Genomic DNA, 15,872 nt, shown 5'->3' with positions numbered 1-15,872 from the left:
GTTCTTTCGCCGTTCCCCCAGTCATGGCGACACGATACAACTCAACCGAAAAGAGCAGTAGTCACCGACAAGGTCACTTGTCGGATGCGGTGTCTCCCGGCAACAGTTCGTCCAGCATGGCGCGATTGATCCGCCGGAATGCCCGCTTGGGCCGGTTGGCGTCCAGTATCGCCACCTCCAGGGTGGCCGGGTCGAGCTGTCGCGGTTCGTTGCCGTTGCCGGTGTCGGTCTGCTTGAGCGCGTCGACGGCGATGTGCAGTGCGTCGGCCAACTCTGCGTTCTCGGTGTAGGACTCCTTGAGCGCGTTGGTAACCGGCTCGGTGTTGCCGCCCATCACCATGAAGTTCGGCTCGTCGGCCAGCGTGCCGTCGTAGGTGATCCGGTACAGCTCGGGCGCTTTCCGCTGGCCCGGGTAGGCGACGCCGGCGACGCAGAGTTCCACCTCGTAGGGCTTGGCCTGTTCGGTGAAGATGGTGCCCAGGGTCTGCGCGTAGACGTTGGCCAGTTGCCGCGCGGTGACGTCACGGCGGTCGTATGCGTAGCCGCGGGTGTCGGCGAACTGGATGCCGCCACGGCGCAGGTTCTCGAACTCATTGATGCGGCCGGCGGCGGCGAACCCCACCCGGTCGTAGAGTTCGCTGATCTTCTGCAGTGAGCGGGAAGGGTTTTCGGCGACGAACAACACGCCGTCGGCGTAGGCCAGAGCCACCACACTGCGGCCGCGGGCGATGCCCTTGCGCGCGAGTTCGCCACGCTCCCGCATGGCCTGTTCGGGCGAGATGAAGTACGGAAAACTCATTTGTCGCCCCTAACCGTCCGGCTCTCGACGACTTCGCGGGCCAGTTCGGCGATGCGTTCCTCGGAGATCTCCACGGCACCGTCGGCACCGATGGTGACCGCCGTCGGGAAGATGCCGCGGACCAGATCCGGTCCGCCGGTGGCGGAATCGTCGTCGGCGGCGTCGTAAAGCGCCTCGATCGCGACCCGCAGGGCGGACGCGGCGTCCTCGACCCGGCCGTAGAGCTTCTTGATCGAGGACTTGGCGAACAGTGAGCCCGACCCGACGGCCTGATAGCCCTCGCCGTCGATGTTCCAGCCTCCCGCGGCGTCGAACGTCACGATGCGACCCGCGGACTGCGGGTCGTCGGCATCGATGTCGTAGCCGGCCAGCAGCGGCAGCGCGACCAGGCCCTGCATGGCCGCGCCGAGGTTGCCGCGCACCATGGTCGCCAGCCGGTTGACCTTGCCGGCGAAGGTCAGTGGAACGCCTTCGAGCTTCTCGTAGTGTTCGAGTTCGACCGCGTAGAGCCGGGCGAACTCGACCGCGATGGCGGCGGTGCCGGCGATCCCGGTCGCGGTGTACTCGTCGGTGACATACACCTTCTGCACATCGCGGCCGGCGATCATGTTGCCCTGCGTCGAGCGGCGATCCCCGGCGATTAGCACCCCACCCGGGTACGTCAACGCGACGATGGTGGTGCCGTGCGGCAGTTGGTCACCGACCCCGCCGACCTGTGTCACGCCGATTCCGGTCGGCAGCAGGTCGGGCGCCTGCAGCCGCAGGAACTCCGAGAACGACGACAGACCTACCCCGGTGAGCGGCAGTCCCGAATGTGCAGAGTCGAACGGCAGACGATCACGAGACAACCAGGTCACTGGCCGCCCTTTTGGACGTACGCGCGCACGAAGTCCTCGGCGTTCTCTTCCAGCACGTCGTCGATCTCGTCGAGCAGGTCGTCGGTGTCCTCGGTGAGCTTTTCGCGGCGCTCCTGGCCGGCCGCAGTGCCACCGGCGAGATCGTCGTCTTCTCCGCCGCCCCCGCCGCGCTTGGTCTGCTCCTGAGCCATCGCTGCCTCCTGCATCTCATCGGCCGCGCATGACCGCGGCCGGTTTCTCCACCCTACCGGTCGGCGCCGACGTTGATCGGGGTCTAGGTGGTGAGTTGTTGGACCAGTTCGGCGGCGCTGTCCACCGAGTCCAGCAGCGCACCGACATGGGCCTTGCTGCCGCGCAGCGGCTCCAGGGTGGGGATCCGCACCAGCGATTCGCCGCCCAGGTCGAAGATCACCGAGTCCCAGCTCGCTGCGGCGATATCGGCCCCGAACCGTCGCAGGCACTCGCCGCGGAAGTAGGCGCGGGTGTCGGTCGGCGGGTTGTCCACCGCGGCCAGCACCTGCTGTTCGGTGACCAGCCGTTTCATCGAGCCGCGGGCGACCAGCCGGTTGTAGAGCCCTTTGTCCAGGCGGACGTCGGAGTACTGCAGGTCGATCAGGTGCAGCCGCGGCGCCGACCAGCCCAGGTTCTCGCGCTGCCGGAAGCCCTCCAGCAGGCGCAGCTTGGCCGGCCAGTCCAGCAGGTCGGCGCACTCCATCGGATCGCGTTCGAGTTGGTCGAGGACGCGCGCCCAGGTCTCGACGATGTCGGTGGCCCGCGGGTCCGGATCGCGGGCGTCGACCATCTTGGCCACCCGCTCCAGGTAGATCCGTTGCAGCGCAAGGCCGGTCATCTCACGACCGTCGGCGAGCGCAACGGTGGCCCGCAGGCTGGGGTCACGACTGATGACGTGCACCGCGCGCACCGGCCGGGCCAGCACCAGGTCGCTGAGGTCGATCCCGTGCTCGTGGCCCTCCTCGATCAGATCGAGAACCAGCGCGGTGGTGCCGACCTTCAGATACGTCGAGGTCTCGGCGAGGTTGGCGTCCCCGATGATGACGTGCAGTCGGCGGTATTTGTCGGCGTCGGCGTGCGGTTCGTCGCGGGTGTTGATGATGCCGCGCTTGAGGGTGGTCTCCAGGCCGACCTCGACCTCGATGTAGTCGGCACGCTGGGACAGCTGGAAGCCCGGTTCGTCACCGGCCGCACCCAGCCCGACGCGGCCGGAGCCGGTGACCACCTGCCGCGACACCAGGAACGGGGTCAGGCCTGCGATGATCGCCGAGAACGGTGTCTGACGGCTCATCAGGTAGTTCTCGTGGGTGCCGTAGGAGGCGCCCTTGTTGTCGATGTTGTTCTTGTACAGCTGCAGCTTGGCGGCGCCGGGGACGCTGGCCACGTAGCGGGCGGCGGCCTCCATCACCCGCTCGCCGGCCTTGTCCCAGATGACCGCGTCCAGCGGGTCGGTGACCTCGGGCGCGGAGTACTCCGGGTGGGCGTGGTCGACGTAGAGCCGGGCGCCGTTGGTCAGGATCATGTTGGCCGCGCCGACCTCGTCGGCGTCGATGATCGGCGGCGGACCGCTGGAGCGGCTCAGGTCGAAGCCGCGGGCGTCGCGCAGCGGCGACTCCACCTCGTAGTCCCAGCGGGTGCGCTTGGCGCGCGGGATACCGGCCGCGGCCGCGTACGCCAGCACCGCCTGCGTGGAAGTCAAGATCGGGTTGGCGGTCGGATCCGACGGCGATGCGATGCCGTATTCGACTTCGGTCCCGATGATCCGTTGCATGGCTAGAGCCTAGGCGAGGGTCTGAGCGGCCCATCCGGGTGGCGCGAGCGTGCATGGTTGTACGCCGTTGGCGGCGTGTCGACGTGCAGACACGCACGCTCGCGCGGAGAGGACCGGGGCTACAGGTACTGACCCAGGTTGGACTCGGTGTCGATGGCCCGGCTGGCGCTGGAGCTCTTACCGGTGACCAGGGTGCGGATGTAGACGATCCGCTCGCCCTTCTTGCCCGAGATCCGTGCCCAGTCATCCGGGTTGGTGGTGTTGGGCAGGTCCTCGTTCTCGGCGAACTCGTCGACGATCGAATCCAGCAGGTGCTGGATGCGCAGGCCGGGCTGGCCGGTCTCCAGCACCGATTTGATCGCGTTCTTCTTCGCGCGGTCGACGACGTTCTGGATCATCGCCCCGGAGTTGAAGTCCTTGAAGTACATGACCTCTTTGTCACCGTTGGCGTAGGTGACCTCCAGGAACCGGTTGTCGTCGATCTCGGCGTACATCCGGTCGACGACCTTCTCGATCATCGCCTTGATGCAGGCCGCCCGGTCGCCGGCGAACTCGGCGAGGTCGTCGGCGTGCACCGGCAGGTTCTCGGTGAGGTACTTGGAGAAGATGTCCTGCGCCGCTTCGGCATCCGGCCGTTCGATCTTGATCTTGACGTCGAGGCGGCCGGGCCGCAGGATCGCCGGGTCGATCATGTCCTCACGGTTGGAGGCGCCGATCACGATGACGTTCTCCAGGCCCTCCACGCCGTCGATCTCGCTGAGCAACTGGGGCACGACCGTCGTCTCCACATCCGAGGAGACACCGGTGCCGCGGGTACGGAAGATCGAGTCCATCTCGTCGAAGAACACGATCACCGGGGTGCCCTCGGAGGCCTTCTCCCGGGCGCGCTGGAAGATCAGCCGGATGTGACGCTCGGTCTCGCCGACGAACTTGTTCAGCAGCTCCGGGCCCTTGATGTTGAGGAAGTACGACTTGGCCTCGTGCGCGTCGTCGCCGCGAACCTCGGCCATCTTCTTGGCCAGCGAGTTGGCGACCGCCTTGGCGATCAGCGTCTTGCCGCAACCGGGCGGGCCGTAGAGCAGCACCCCTTTGGGCGGGCGCAGCGCGTATTCCCGGTAGAGGTCCTTGTGCAGGAACGGCAGTTCCACCGCGTCGCGGATCTGCTCGATCTGACGGGTCAGGCCGCCGATGTCGCCGTAGCTGACGTCGGGCACCTCCTCGAGCACCAAGTCTTCGACCTCGGCTTTGGGGATGCGTTCGAAGGCGTAGCCGGCTTTGGTGTCCACCAGCAGCGAGTCGCCGGGCCGCAGCTTGCGCGGCCGGGCGTCGTTGGGCAGCGCGTCCGGGTTGCTCTCGGGCAGGTCCGCGGCGACCAGCGGCTCGGCCAGCCAGACGATGCGCTCCTCGTCGGCGTGACCGACCACCAGGGCACGACGCCCGTCGGCCAGGATTTCGCGCAGGGTGGATATTTCCCCGACCGATTCGAAGTTGCCGGCCTCGACCAGGGTGAGCGCCTCGTTGAGCCGGACCGTCTGGCCCTTCTTGAGGGTGGCGACGTCGATGTTGGGCGAGATGTTCAACCGCATCCGGCGCCCGGAGGTGAACACGTCGACGGTCTCGTCGTCGTAGGTGGCCAACAGCACGCCGTAGCCGCTGGGCGGCTGGCCCAGCCGGTCGACCTCTTCACGCAGGGCCAGCAACTGCTGACGCGCCTCTTTGAGGGTGTCCATCAGCTTGGCGTTGCGGGTGGTCAGCGAGTCGATCTGCGATTCGAGCTGACGCACGTCGCGGCCGACACGGGTGTTGTCCTGCGGGGTGTCCGCAAGTTGCGCGCGCAGCATCGCGGCCTCACGGCGCAGTTCTTCCAACTCCGCGATGTCCTCACCGCGTGTGCCCGGCCCCCCGGACGCGTCGAAAGCCTCAGGACGCGACGACTCTCCCATGGTGCTCATGGTGCGCTCCTTTCCCGAACTGGAAGTTGAAGCGACGGATACCTCAACGCTACCGGCCATTGTGCATTCGCGGGTGCAGAGCCAAACCGACACACCGGTCGCGCTGTTAGCCTGGATTGCGAATCCGGCGATCGCAAGGCCCTCGAAAGGACCCCCGTGAGCGTGAAATCCCTAGCCACAGCCGCGGCCGCCGCCGTCGTCCTCGGCGCCGCGGCAGCGACTGTGAACTTTCTGGCAACCCCGGCCCCCGCCGCCGCCGAGGCGCCGGTGACGGTGTTCTTCGCACCGCTTCCGTTGGATCCGCCCGCCGCCGACGTGCCGGCACCCGAGCAGCTGACCGAGGTGCTCAACGCGCTGGCCGACCCGGGCATCCCGGCCATCGGCAAGTCCCACCTCGTCGAGGGCGGCCTCGGGCCGTTGGAGACGGGCGTGATGGACCACAAGATGCAGAAGGGCCTGCAGAACGGCAAGTTCCCGCTGGCGATCAGCGTCGACAACATCGTGTCGACCGGTCCGGGCGCGGCCACCGCGGACGTCACCGCGTCGGGGCCCAAGATGGCGCCGCGTTCGGTGAACCTGATGTTCGTCGACCAGGGCGGCTGGAAGCTGTCCAAGTCGTCGCTGATGACGCTGTCGCAGATGACCTCGTCGAACTGACGGTCTGACCTCGGGCCGGATGAACCGCTACCGCCTCGCCTTGGCCACCGCCCTCTCCGGGGCGGTGCTGGCGCTGCCGGGATGCGGACATCAGCAGCCCGAGCCACCGGCCGAACCGCCGTCGATCACCACCACCACCGCGGCACCGGCGCCGTCGTCGCCGTTACCGGCGCCCGAGGCCCTGACCGACGTGCTGTACCGGCTGTCGGACCCGGCGATCCCCGCCGCGGACAAGGTGGCGCTGATCGAGGGCGCCAAGCCCGCCGATGCGCAGACCATCGACAAGTTCGCCACCGCGCTCAGAGACGGCGGCTACCTGCCGCTGAACCTGGAAGCGGCCGAGGTCACCTGGTCCGACCGGGTGCCGGGTCACGTGACCGCCGACGTCACCGTCAACACCGCCAACCCGGATACCGGGGCGTTCACCTTCCCGATGGAGTTCGCCCCCGCCGACGGCGGCTGGCAGATGTCGCAGGACACGGCCAAGGCGGTGTTGGCGTTCGGCAAGGCGCACGCGGGTGGCACCGAGCCCGCGCCGGCGTCCGAACCGACGGCGGAGCCCGCACCCGAGCCCGAGCCCGCGTCGCCCCCGCCCCCGCCCGCGCCGTAGCGATGTGGATCGGCTGGCTGGAGTTCGACCTGCTGCTCGGTGACGTGCATTCGCTGAAGCAGAAACGTTCGGTGGTGCGCCCGATCGTCGCGGAGCTGCGGCGCAAATTCGACGTGTCGGCCGCCGAGACGGATTCGACCGATCTGCACCGACGCGCCGGGATCGGGGTCGCGGCGGTCTCCGGGGACCGCAGTCATCTGGTGGACGTGCTCGACGCCGCCGAGCGGCTGGTGGCCGCCCGCCCGGAGGTCGAATTGCTGTCGGTGCGGCGCGGTTTGAGCCGCAGCGACGATTAGGCCCCGCTGAGGCCCCGCCCCAATTCCGGCCCGAGCAGACGCAGGTTCACACCGGGCGCTTGCGCCCCAACCGGGTCGGGGTGACGGTGCCCGGCGCCAGCCGTCGGGCACACACCAGAAACGCGGTGTGCCCGCGCATGGCGTGCTGCGGGCGCACCGCCAGCCCGACGACGTTCCAGCCGCGCTGCATGGTCTCCCAGGACCGCGGTTCGGTCCAGCACTTCTGTTCGCGCAGCGCCTCGTTGACCTGCGACAGCTGGGTCACGGTCGCGACGTAGACAACCAGCACCCCGCCGGGGATCAACACCCGCGACACGGTCTCGAGCACCTCCCAGGGGGCCAGCATGTCCAGCACCACCCGGTCGATGGAGCCGTCGGGCAGATCACTGTCGGCCACATCGCCCATCACCAGCTGCCAGTTGTCGGGCTGACCGCCGAGGAACGTCTCCACGTTGTTGCGGGCGTGCACGGCGTGATCGTCGCGCAGCTCGTAGGAGATCACCCGGCCCTGCGGCCCGACGGCGCGCAACAACGACAGCGTCAACGCGCCGGATCCGGCACCGGCCTCGAGCACCCGTGCCCCGGGGAAGATGTCGCCCTCGTGGATGATCTGCGCGGAATCCTTGGGGTAGATCACCTGCGCGCCGCGCGGCATCGACATGACGTAGTCGACCAGCAGCGGCCGCAGCACCAGGAACGCGTCGCCGCCGGCGGATTGGACCACGCTGCCGTCGGCCAACCCGATCACCGCATCGTGCGGAATGGCCCCGCGGTGGGTGTGGAACTCGCCGCCCGGCGCCAGCACCGTGGTGTAGCGACGACCCTTGGCGTCGGTGAACTGGGCCCGATCGCCCGCCTGAAAAATCCCGGATTCGGACACAGCGCACCAGCCTACGCAGCGTGTGCCGGGCCGGTTGTCAGCGACTGCCCGTAGGGTTCCGCACTATGAGTAGGCCCGCGTTGTCCCCGTCCCGGGCGGCCGACTTCAAGCAATGCCCGCTGCTGTATCGATTCCGGGCCATCGACCGGCTGCCGGAACCGCCGTCGGCGGCGCAGGTCCGCGGTTCGGTGGTACACGGCGCCCTGGAGCGGCTCTTCGCGCTGCCCGCGGCGCAGCGCGGCCCCGAGACCGCCCGCGAGCTGGTGACACCGTCCTGGGAGTACCTGGTCGGCGCCGATCCCGACCTGGCGGACGCATTCGACGCCGCGCAGCTGCTGGCCGAGGCCCGCAAACTCTTGGACGGCTACTACCGGCTGGAGGATCCGCGCCGGTTCGACCCGCAGAGCTGCGAGCAGCGGGTGGAGGTCGAATTGGACGACGGCACGCTGCTACGGGGATTCGTCGACCGGATCGACGTCGCCCCCACCGGCGACCTGCGGGTGGTCGACTACAAGACCGGCCGGTCGCCCTCGGCCAACGGGCGGCGGTCGGAGTCCGCCGAATCCAAGGCCCTGTTCCAGATGAAGTTCTACGCGGTGGCGTTGCTGCGTTCCCGCGGGGTGCTCCCCGCCCGGTTGCGGTTGATCTACCTGGCCGACGGGCAGATCTTGGACTACTCCCCCGACCACGGCGAACTGCTGCGCTTCGAGAAGACCCTGATCGCGATCTGGCAGGCCATCCAAACCGCCGGCGCCACCGGCGATTTCCGCCCCCAGCCGTCGCGGCTGTGCGATTGGTGCACCCATCGCCCGTTGTGTCCGGCGTTCGGCGGGACCCCGCCGCCCTACCCCGGCTGGCCGGCCGAGCCCGCGGCATGACCGGCAGCTACTACCGCCGCGCCGGCGATGCGGTCTATGAATCCGATGACCTGACCCGCAGCAACTGGGGGCCGATACAGCACGGCTCGCCGCCGCTGGCACTGCTCACCCGCGAGATCGAAGGACTGCTCGACGGGTCCGGCCAGCGGATCGCGCGGTTGAGCCTGGACATTCTGGGGGCGATCCCGGTGGCGCCGGTGCGGGTCGCGGCCCGGGTGGCCCGGCCCGGCCGGCGGATCTGCCTGTTGGAAGCGGAGATGTTCCCCGGCGACGACGACCGGCCGGTGGCGCGGGTGGGTGCCTGGGCGCTGAGCACCTCCGACACCGCCGGCGTGGCCTGCGACCGTCATCCGCCGCTGACCAGCGGTCCCTCGTTGCCGCCGCCGGAGTGGTTCGCCAGGGCCGACGGCTACGCCCGTTCGGTGCGGTGGCGCGTCCAGGCCGACGCCCCCGACGGCGCGGCCATCGCATGGTTGAGCCCGCAGGTGCACCTGGTCGACGACGAGCCAACCACGGCTTTGCAGCGGTTGGCGATGGTGGTCGACTCCGCCAACGGCGTGGGCGCCGCACTGGACGTGGACGAATACATGTTCATGAACACCGACACCGTCGTACACCTGCACCGGCTACCGATCGGAGACGATTTCGGGCTGCGGGCCCGCGCCTCGATCGGGCCGGACGGCGTGGGGGCGACCACCGCGGAACTGTTCGACCGCGACGGATTCATCGGGACCTCCGCGCAGGCGCTGCTGGTACAGCGGCGCTGACGGCCGCGGCTCAGGCCACCGCGGTCAACGCGGCGATCGCCAGCCCGCCCAACACCGCGACGCTGTCCTCCAGCAACGCGATCGGCAGGCCGTGACCGTCGTGGGCGGCGACCAGCCGCTGCCGCATGGCCAGACCGATCAGCGTGCCGAACACGGCGCCGATCATCGCCGCGCCGAGAGCGGTCCAGGTGAAGTTCCAGGCGGTACCGAGCACCGCGCCGGCGAAGCCGCCCAACAGGATCCGGGCGGCGAACTGCACGGGCACTGTACGACTGGGGGTGCGGGCCAATTTGTCGTTGGCCAGTTCGACGACCGCAAGCAGCGTCAGGACGGTTACCGTCGCGGGGTGGCTCAGCCACTGCACCCAGGTGCCGTCGAGGTTGATCCAGTGCAGCGCGGCGGCCCAGGCCATGACCGCGGGTGCGGTGAAGGCACGCAGTCCGGCAACGGCACCGATACCGAGGGCGAGCACCAGCACGATGAAATGCGTCACCTGAACCTCCCAGTCCGCACGAGCCGATCACCGGACGCTAACACGGCAACGCCCGAGTCACCGGGACTGCTTAAAATCGGCAGAATCTGATGTCCGAGGCCAGAATGGCCTTCGCCCCGATGGCCGCCAATTCGTCCATGATCGCGTTGACCTCGCGCCGCGGCACCAAGGCGCGCACCGCCGCCCAGTCCGGGTCGGCCAGCGGCGCGATGGTCGGCGACTCCAGGCCGGGGGTGATCGCGGCGGCACGGTCGAGCAGTTCACGCGGGCAGTCGTAGTCCAACATCAGGTACTGCTGGCCGAAGACGACGCCCTGAACGCGGGCCGCCAGTTGGTCGCGGGCGGCCGCGGTCTCGGCGCTGCGACCGTTGGCCCGGGCCCCCTCGATCAACACCGCTTCCGAATCGCACAGCGACTCACCGAAAGCCACCAGGCCGTGCTGGCGCAGTGTCCGTCCGGAGCCCACCACGTCGGCGATCGCGTCGGCCACCCCGAGCTGGATGGAGATCTCCACCGCCCCGTCCAGTCGGATGACGGTCGCCTCGATGTCCTTGGCAGCCAGGTCTTTGCGGACCAGATTCGGGTAGGCCGTGGCGATGCGCTTGCCGGCGAGATCGGTGACGGCCCAGTCGCGTCCGGCGGGCGCGGCGTAGCGGAATCGCGAGGATCCGAAGCCCAACGCCAACCGTTCGGCCACCGGCGCACCGGACTCCGCCGCCAGGTCACGCCCGGTGATCCCGAAGTCCAGTTCCCCGGATCCGACGTAGATCGCGATGTCCTTGGGGCGCAGGAAGAAGAATTCGACCTTGTTGCCCGGGTCGATGACGGTCAGGTCCTTGGCGTCGGCACGCCTGCGGTAGCCGGCCTCGGCGAGCATCGCCGCGGCCGACTCACTGAGCGCCCCCTTGTTGGGGACGGCGACACGCAACATGGTCACAGCTTTCCGTAGACGTCGGCCAGTGTCAGACCGCGCGAGATCATCAGCACCTGGGTCCAATACAGCAGCTGGCTGATCTCACCGGCCAGCGCGTCGTCGGACTCGTGCTCGGCGGCCAGCCATACCTCGCCGGCCTCCTCCAGGATCTTCTTGCAGACGGTGTGCACACCGGCGTCCAGCGCCGCCACGGTGGCGCTGCCGGCCGGGCGGGTGGCGGCACGCTCACCCAGTTCGGCGAACAGCTCCTCGAAGGTCTTCACGAGCAGCGATTGTTTCATGCCGCGTCGGCGGGGTTGACGGCAGTTTCGGTGCGCGGGCATTCCGCGGCCGGCGTGGGCGTGCGCAGTTGTACAGCTTTTACGGCGTGTCTGCGGGCAAACACGCGCGCTCGCGCGGGAGTGACGCGCGCTCGCGCAAGGAAGATCCACCGGCGAGCCCGCCGTGGACGGCGTGCAGGTCCGCCACCGCCAGACCGGCCAGCGAGCCGACCCGATGCCGCAGCGGTCCGTCGGGCACCGGCAGCGCATTGGGGACCACCAGCACCGGGCAGCCGGCTGCCTCGGCCGCCGCGGCCCCGGTCGGTGAGTCCTCCACGGCCAGGCAACTCCGCGGATCCAGCCCCAACAGCTCGGCGGCCCGGAGGTACGGGTCCGGCGCCGGCTTGCCGGCGGGCACCTCGTCACCGCAGACCACCGCCGCGAAATAGTGCCGGCCGATGCTGCCCAGCGCCCGCTCGGCCAGCGCCCGCGGAGTATTGGTGACCAGCGCGGTCGGCACCGCAGCGGCGGTCAGGGCGTCGAGCAGCTCCCGTGCACCGGCGCACCAGGGCAACCCGGCGTCGAACAGTTCACCGGTGTAGGCGTGCATCCAGCGCGCCGACTCCGCCATGGCCGCCGGCTCGTGGTCCAGTCCCAGGTCGTCGTAGACGATCCGCATGGTGTCCTCGGCGCAACCGCCGACCGTCGACGCCCGAACCTCCGGTGTCAGCACGCCACCGAGACGGTCGTAGAGCGCCTCCATCGCGACGTCCCAGATCTTCTCGGAGTCGACCAGGGTGCCGTCCATGTCGCACAGCACCGCCCGCAAGGTAGCCATCAGCCCAGCATTCCCGGGACTCAGTCCTCCGGGTTGTAGCCGAGGTTGGACGCCAGCCAGCGTTCGGCTTCGGGCAGCGTCCAGCCCTTGCGCTTGGCGTAGTCGGCGACCTGGTCCTGGGCCAGCCGGCCGATCACGAAGTACTGCGACTGCGGGTGCGAGAAATACAGGCCGCTGACCGCGGCGCCGGGCCACATCGCCATCGAGTCGGTCAGCTCGATGCGGGTGCGCTCCTGAACGTCCATCAACTTCCAGATGGTCGCCTTCTCGGTGTGCTCGGGGCAGGCCGGATAGCCGGGTGCGGGGCGGATGCCCTGATACTTCTCGGCGATCAGTGCGTCGTTGTCCAGGGCTTCGTCGGGTTGGAATCCCCAGAACTCCTTGCGCACCCGCTGGTGCATCCGTTCGGCGAAGGCCTCCGCCAGCCGGTCGGCGACCGATTCCAGCAGGATCGCACTGTAGTCGTCGAGGTCCGCTTTGAACTCGGCGATCTTCTCCTGGCTTCCGAGCCCGGCGGTGACGGCGAAGGCGCCGATGTAGTCGGCCAGTCCCGTCTCCTTCGGGGCGATGAAGTCGCCCAGCGACCGGTTCGGGATGCCGGCGCGGTGCGCGCCCTGCTGGCGCAGGTTGTGGAACACGGTCAACACCTCGGTGCGGGTGTCGTCGGTGTAGACCTCGACGTCGTCACCGACCGCGTTGGCCGGGAAGAAGCCGATCACCGCGTTGGCCGTCAGCCACTTCTCCGCGATCGCCCGGTCGAGCATCTGCTGGGCGTCGTCGTAGAGCTTGCGCGCGGCCTCGCCCGACGCCGGGTTGTTGAGGATGTCGGGGAAACGGCCCTTCATCTCCCAGGCGTTGAAGAACGGCTGCCAGTCGATGAACTCGCGCAACTCCGACAGGTCGTAGTCGAGGAATTCCCGCACGCCCAGCCCCTGCACGGGCACCGGCGGCGTGTAGCCGTCCCACTCGATCGGCGTCCGGTTCGCGCGGGCCTTCTCCAGCGGCACCATCGGCCGCTCGTTCTTCTGGGCGTGCCGTGCCCGCAGCGACGCGTAGTCGGCCGCGGTCTGCTCCAGCAGCGCCGGGCGTTGCTTGTCGTCGAGCAGCGCGGCGACGACCGGAACCGACCGCGACGCGTCCTTGACCCAGATCACCGGTGCGCTGCGGCGCGGTGCGATCTTCACCGCGGTGTGGGCACTCGAGGTGGTCGCACCGCCGATCAGGAGTGGGATCTCCAGGCCTTCGCGTTCCATCTCGGCGGCGAACCCGGCCATCTCCTCCAGTGACGGGGTGATCAGCCCGGAGAGCCCGACGACGTCGGCGTCGTACTCCTTGGCCGCGGCCAGGATCTTCTCGGCGGGCACCATCACACCCAGATCGACCACGGTGTAGTTGTTGCACTGCAGCACCACGCCGACGATGTTCTTGCCGATGTCGTGGACGTCGCCCTTGACCGTGGCCATCACGATGGTGCCGTTGGTGTGTTCGGCTTCGCCGGGCTGCTTCTCCGCCTCGATGAACGGAAGCAGGTATGCCACCGCCTTTTTCATCACCCGGGCCGACTTCACCACCTGGGGCAGGAACATCTTGCCCGCACCGAACAGATCGCCGACGACGTTCATACCGTCCATCAGCGGGCCCTCGATGACCTCGATCGGACGGCCGCCCGCGGCCGCGATCTGCGCCCGCAGTTCCTCGGTGTCCTCGTCGACGTGGGCGTCGATGCCCTTGACCAGCGCGTGGGTGATCCGCTCGCGGACCGGGAGACCGCGCCACTCGGCCGCCGCGGGATCTTCGCCCTTCTCCGAGGAGTTGAATCGCTCGGCGATCTCCAGCAGCCGTTCCGCGGCGTCCTCGCGACGGTTCAGCACGACGTCTTCGATCCGCTCCCGCAGTTCGGGGTCGATCGAGTCGTAGGGCACCAGCGCGCCGGCGTTGACGATGCCCATGTCCAGGCCGGCCTTGATGGCGTGGAACAGGAACACCGCGTGGATCGCCTCGCGGACCGGGTTGTTGCCGCGGAACGAGAACGACACGTTGGAGATGCCGCCGGAGATGTGCACCCCGGGCAGGTTCTCCTTGATCCAGGCGCAGGCCTCGATGAAGTCGATCCCGTAGGTGGCGTGCTCCTCGATGCCGGTGGCCAGCGCGAAGCAGTTCGGGTCGAAGATGATGTCCTCGGCCGGGAAGCCGACCTCCTCGGTCAGGATCCGGTAGGCGCGCCCGCAGATCTCCTTGCGGCGCTCCAGATTGTCGGCCTGGCCCTGCTCGTCGAAGGCCATCACGACGACGGCGGCGCCGTACTTGCGGCACAGCCGGGCCTCGCGGATGAACTTCTCCTCGCCCTCCTTCATGGAGATCGAGTTGACGATCGGCTTGCCCTGCACGTTCTTCAGGCCCGCCTCGATGACCTCCCATTTGGAGGAGTCGATCATCACCGGGATGCGGCTGATGTCGGGTTCGGCGGCGACCAGTTTGGTGAACCGGTCCATCGCGGCGACGCCGTCGATCATGCCCTCGTCCATGTTGATGTCGATGACCTGCGCACCGACCTCCACCTGCTGCAGGGCCACCGACAGCGCGGTGTCGTAGTCCTCGGCCTTGATCAGATTGCGGAACCGGGCGGAACCGGTGATGTTGGTACGTTCACCGATGTTGACGAAGAGTGAGTCGTCGGTGATGTTCAGCGGTTCCAGGCCCGAGAGCCGGGTGGCGACCTCGATGGTCGGCACCTGCCGCGGCTTCTTGCCCTCGACGACCTTGGCGATCTCGGCGATGTGCTCCGGCGCGGTTCCGCAGCAACCCCCGACCAGGTTGACCAGGCCGGCGTCGGCGAACTCCGCGATGTAGCCGGCCTGATGCTCGGGGTCCTCGTCGTACTCACCGAAGGCGTTGGGCAGCCCGGCGTTCGGGTAGCAGGACACGAAGGTGTCGGCGATCCGCGACATCTCGGCGATGTAGGGCCGCATCTCCGGCGCACCCAAGGCGCAGTTGAGGCCCACCGCGATCGGCCTGGCGTGCCGGATCGAGTTCCAGAACGCCTCGGTGACCTGACCCGACAGCGTGCGCCCGGAGGCGTCGGTGATGGTGCCGGAGATGATGACCGGCCAGCGGCGACCGCGTTCCTCGAACAGCGTCTCGACGGCGAACACCGCGGCCTTGGAGTTCAGCGAGTCGAAGATGGTCTCGATCAGCAGGATGTCCGCGCCGCCGTCGACCAGGCCGTTGGCGGCCTCGAGGTAGGCGGTCACCAGTTGGTCGTAGGAGATGTTGCGGGCGCCGGGGTCGTTGACGTCCGGCGAGATCGACGCCGTCCGCGTCGTCGGCCCGATGGCACCGGCGACGTAGCGGGGCTTGTCGGCGGTGCTGTACGCGTCGGCCGCCTTGCGGGCCAGCGCGGCACCGACGTAGTTCAGCTCGTAGGCCAACGACTGCATCTCGTAGTCACCGAGCGAGATCGTGGTCGCGTTGAACGTGTTGGTCTCCAGGATGTCCGCACCGGCCTCGAGGTACTCGCGATGAATGCCCTCGATGATCTGCGGCTGCGTCAGGTTGAGCAGGTCGTTGTTGCCCTGCAGTGGACTCGGCCAGTCCTTGAACCGCTCGCCGCGGTAGCCCGCCTCATCCGGCCGATCCCGCTGAATGGCCGTGCCCATCGCGCCGTCGATCACCACGATCCGTCGTTGCAGCGCAGCGGTCAGCTCGTCGGTGCAGTCGGGCCGGATGTGTGGCTCAAATGTATTCACGCGGGCTCCTTCCGTGGCGGAAGGCGTCCTTAACTCTGTCGAGCGTGGCGGCTACCGGCAGACCCCGGCGAACCGTTGCAACGCCTCTCGACGGTGGAAAGTCTACGTTGTCGTCCGATGCC

Annotated in this window: 16 protein-coding genes; 5 read left to right on the top strand and 11 right to left on the bottom strand. The window is 68.5% G+C overall.

Annotated features, from left to right (window positions below; genetic code table 11):
• Positions 1-73 precede the first annotated feature (73 nt).
• The 5 genes from prcA to arc form a co-directional block, all read right to left on the bottom strand.
• Positions 74-799 (bottom strand): proteasome subunit alpha, encoded by a 726-nt coding sequence (gene prcA / locus RCP38_RS08345; RefSeq protein WP_308476648.1) that lies wholly within the window; start codon positions 797-799, stop codon positions 74-76.
• Positions 796-1,656 carry a proteasome subunit beta gene (gene prcB, locus RCP38_RS08340; RefSeq protein WP_308476646.1) on the bottom strand — a complete coding sequence of 287 codons (861 nt, stop codon included), beginning with the start codon at positions 1,654-1,656 and terminating at the stop codon, positions 796-798. Before prcB ends, prcA begins: the two co-directional genes overlap by 4 nt.
• A complete protein-coding gene (locus RCP38_RS08335; protein ID WP_308476644.1) occupies positions 1,653-1,847 on the bottom strand; it encodes a ubiquitin-like protein Pup in 195 nt (64 codons plus the stop codon). Before RCP38_RS08335 ends, prcB begins: the two co-directional genes overlap by 4 nt.
• Before the next feature lie 83 nt (positions 1,848-1,930).
• Positions 1,931-3,439 carry a depupylase/deamidase Dop gene (gene dop, locus RCP38_RS08330; protein WP_308476642.1) on the bottom strand — a complete coding sequence of 503 codons (1,509 nt, stop codon included), beginning with the start codon at positions 3,437-3,439 and terminating at the stop codon, positions 1,931-1,933.
• A gap of 119 nt (positions 3,440-3,558) precedes the next feature.
• Positions 3,559-5,382 (bottom strand): proteasome ATPase, encoded by a 1,824-nt coding sequence (gene arc / locus RCP38_RS08325; protein ID WP_308477125.1) that lies wholly within the window; start codon positions 5,380-5,382, stop codon positions 3,559-3,561.
• A gap of 171 nt (positions 5,383-5,553) precedes the next feature.
• Between arc and RCP38_RS08320 the strand changes: the two genes are divergently transcribed.
• Genes RCP38_RS08320 through RCP38_RS08310 form a run of 3 tightly spaced genes read left to right on the top strand, consistent with a single transcriptional unit; the run spans position 5,554 to position 6,954 of the window.
• Positions 5,554-6,048, top strand: a complete 495-nt coding sequence (locus tag RCP38_RS08320) for an MTB12 family secreted protein (protein ID WP_308476640.1) — start codon at positions 5,554-5,556, stop codon at positions 6,046-6,048.
• Between the two features lie 19 nt (positions 6,049-6,067).
• On the top strand, positions 6,068-6,658 hold the full coding sequence (gene lppK / locus RCP38_RS08315) for a lipoprotein LppK (protein WP_308476638.1): 591 nt from the start codon (positions 6,068-6,070) through the stop codon (positions 6,656-6,658).
• Between the two features lie 2 nt (positions 6,659-6,660).
• On the top strand, positions 6,661-6,954 hold the full coding sequence (locus tag RCP38_RS08310) for a DUF503 domain-containing protein (protein WP_308476636.1): 294 nt from the start codon (positions 6,661-6,663) through the stop codon (positions 6,952-6,954).
• A gap of 46 nt (positions 6,955-7,000) precedes the next feature.
• Here the strand turns inward: RCP38_RS08310 and RCP38_RS08305 are convergent, their stop codons facing one another.
• Positions 7,001-7,834: a tRNA (adenine-N1)-methyltransferase gene (locus tag RCP38_RS08305; protein ID WP_308476634.1), complete on the bottom strand. Its 834-nt coding sequence runs from the start codon at positions 7,832-7,834 to the stop codon at positions 7,001-7,003.
• Positions 7,835-7,899: 65 nt separating this feature from the next.
• Between RCP38_RS08305 and RCP38_RS08300 the strand changes: the two genes are divergently transcribed.
• Together RCP38_RS08300 and RCP38_RS08295 are read left to right on the top strand one after the other, a co-directional pair.
• On the top strand, positions 7,900-8,712 hold the full coding sequence (locus RCP38_RS08300; RefSeq protein WP_308476633.1) for a RecB family exonuclease: 813 nt from the start codon (positions 7,900-7,902) through the stop codon (positions 8,710-8,712).
• The gene (locus RCP38_RS08295) at positions 8,709-9,479 is read left to right on the top strand and encodes a thioesterase family protein (RefSeq protein ID WP_308476631.1); all 771 of its coding nucleotides are present in this window, start codon (positions 8,709-8,711) and stop codon (positions 9,477-9,479) included. The genes RCP38_RS08300 and RCP38_RS08295 overlap by 4 nt, the downstream gene beginning before the upstream one ends.
• 10 nt (positions 9,480-9,489) lie before the next feature.
• Here the strand turns inward: RCP38_RS08295 and RCP38_RS08290 are convergent, their stop codons facing one another.
• The 5 genes from RCP38_RS08290 to metH all read right to left on the bottom strand — a co-directional run bounded on the left by RCP38_RS08290 (position 9,490) and on the right by metH (position 15,750).
• Positions 9,490-9,972: a DUF4126 family protein gene (locus RCP38_RS08290; RefSeq protein ID WP_308476629.1), complete on the bottom strand. Its 483-nt coding sequence runs from the start codon at positions 9,970-9,972 to the stop codon at positions 9,490-9,492.
• A 70-nt stretch (positions 9,973-10,042) separates the two neighbouring features.
• Positions 10,043-10,903 (bottom strand): ATP phosphoribosyltransferase, encoded by an 861-nt coding sequence (gene hisG, locus RCP38_RS08285; RefSeq protein ID WP_308476627.1) that lies wholly within the window; start codon positions 10,901-10,903, stop codon positions 10,043-10,045.
• A gap of 2 nt (positions 10,904-10,905) precedes the next feature.
• Positions 10,906-11,187, bottom strand: coding sequence for a phosphoribosyl-ATP diphosphatase (locus RCP38_RS08280; RefSeq protein ID WP_308476625.1), 282 nt, complete (start codon positions 11,185-11,187; stop codon positions 10,906-10,908).
• Positions 11,188-11,266: 79 nt separating this feature from the next.
• Complete coding sequence (locus RCP38_RS08275) at positions 11,267-11,995, bottom strand: HAD family hydrolase (RefSeq protein ID WP_308477124.1); 729 nt, start codon at positions 11,993-11,995, stop codon at positions 11,267-11,269.
• Positions 11,996-12,024: 29 nt separating this feature from the next.
• Positions 12,025-15,750 (bottom strand): methionine synthase, encoded by a 3,726-nt coding sequence (gene metH / locus RCP38_RS08270; protein ID WP_308476624.1) that lies wholly within the window; start codon positions 15,748-15,750, stop codon positions 12,025-12,027.
• Between the last annotated feature and the right edge of the window lie 122 nt (positions 15,751-15,872).

The organism is Mycolicibacter sp. MU0083 (assembly GCF_963378075.1).
GTDB classification, from domain to species: Bacteria; Actinomycetota; Actinomycetes; order Mycobacteriales; family Mycobacteriaceae; genus Mycobacterium; species Mycobacterium kokjensenii.
Note: the sequence above shows the minus strand (reverse complement) of the source record. Positions and strands in the feature narration are given on the sequence as shown.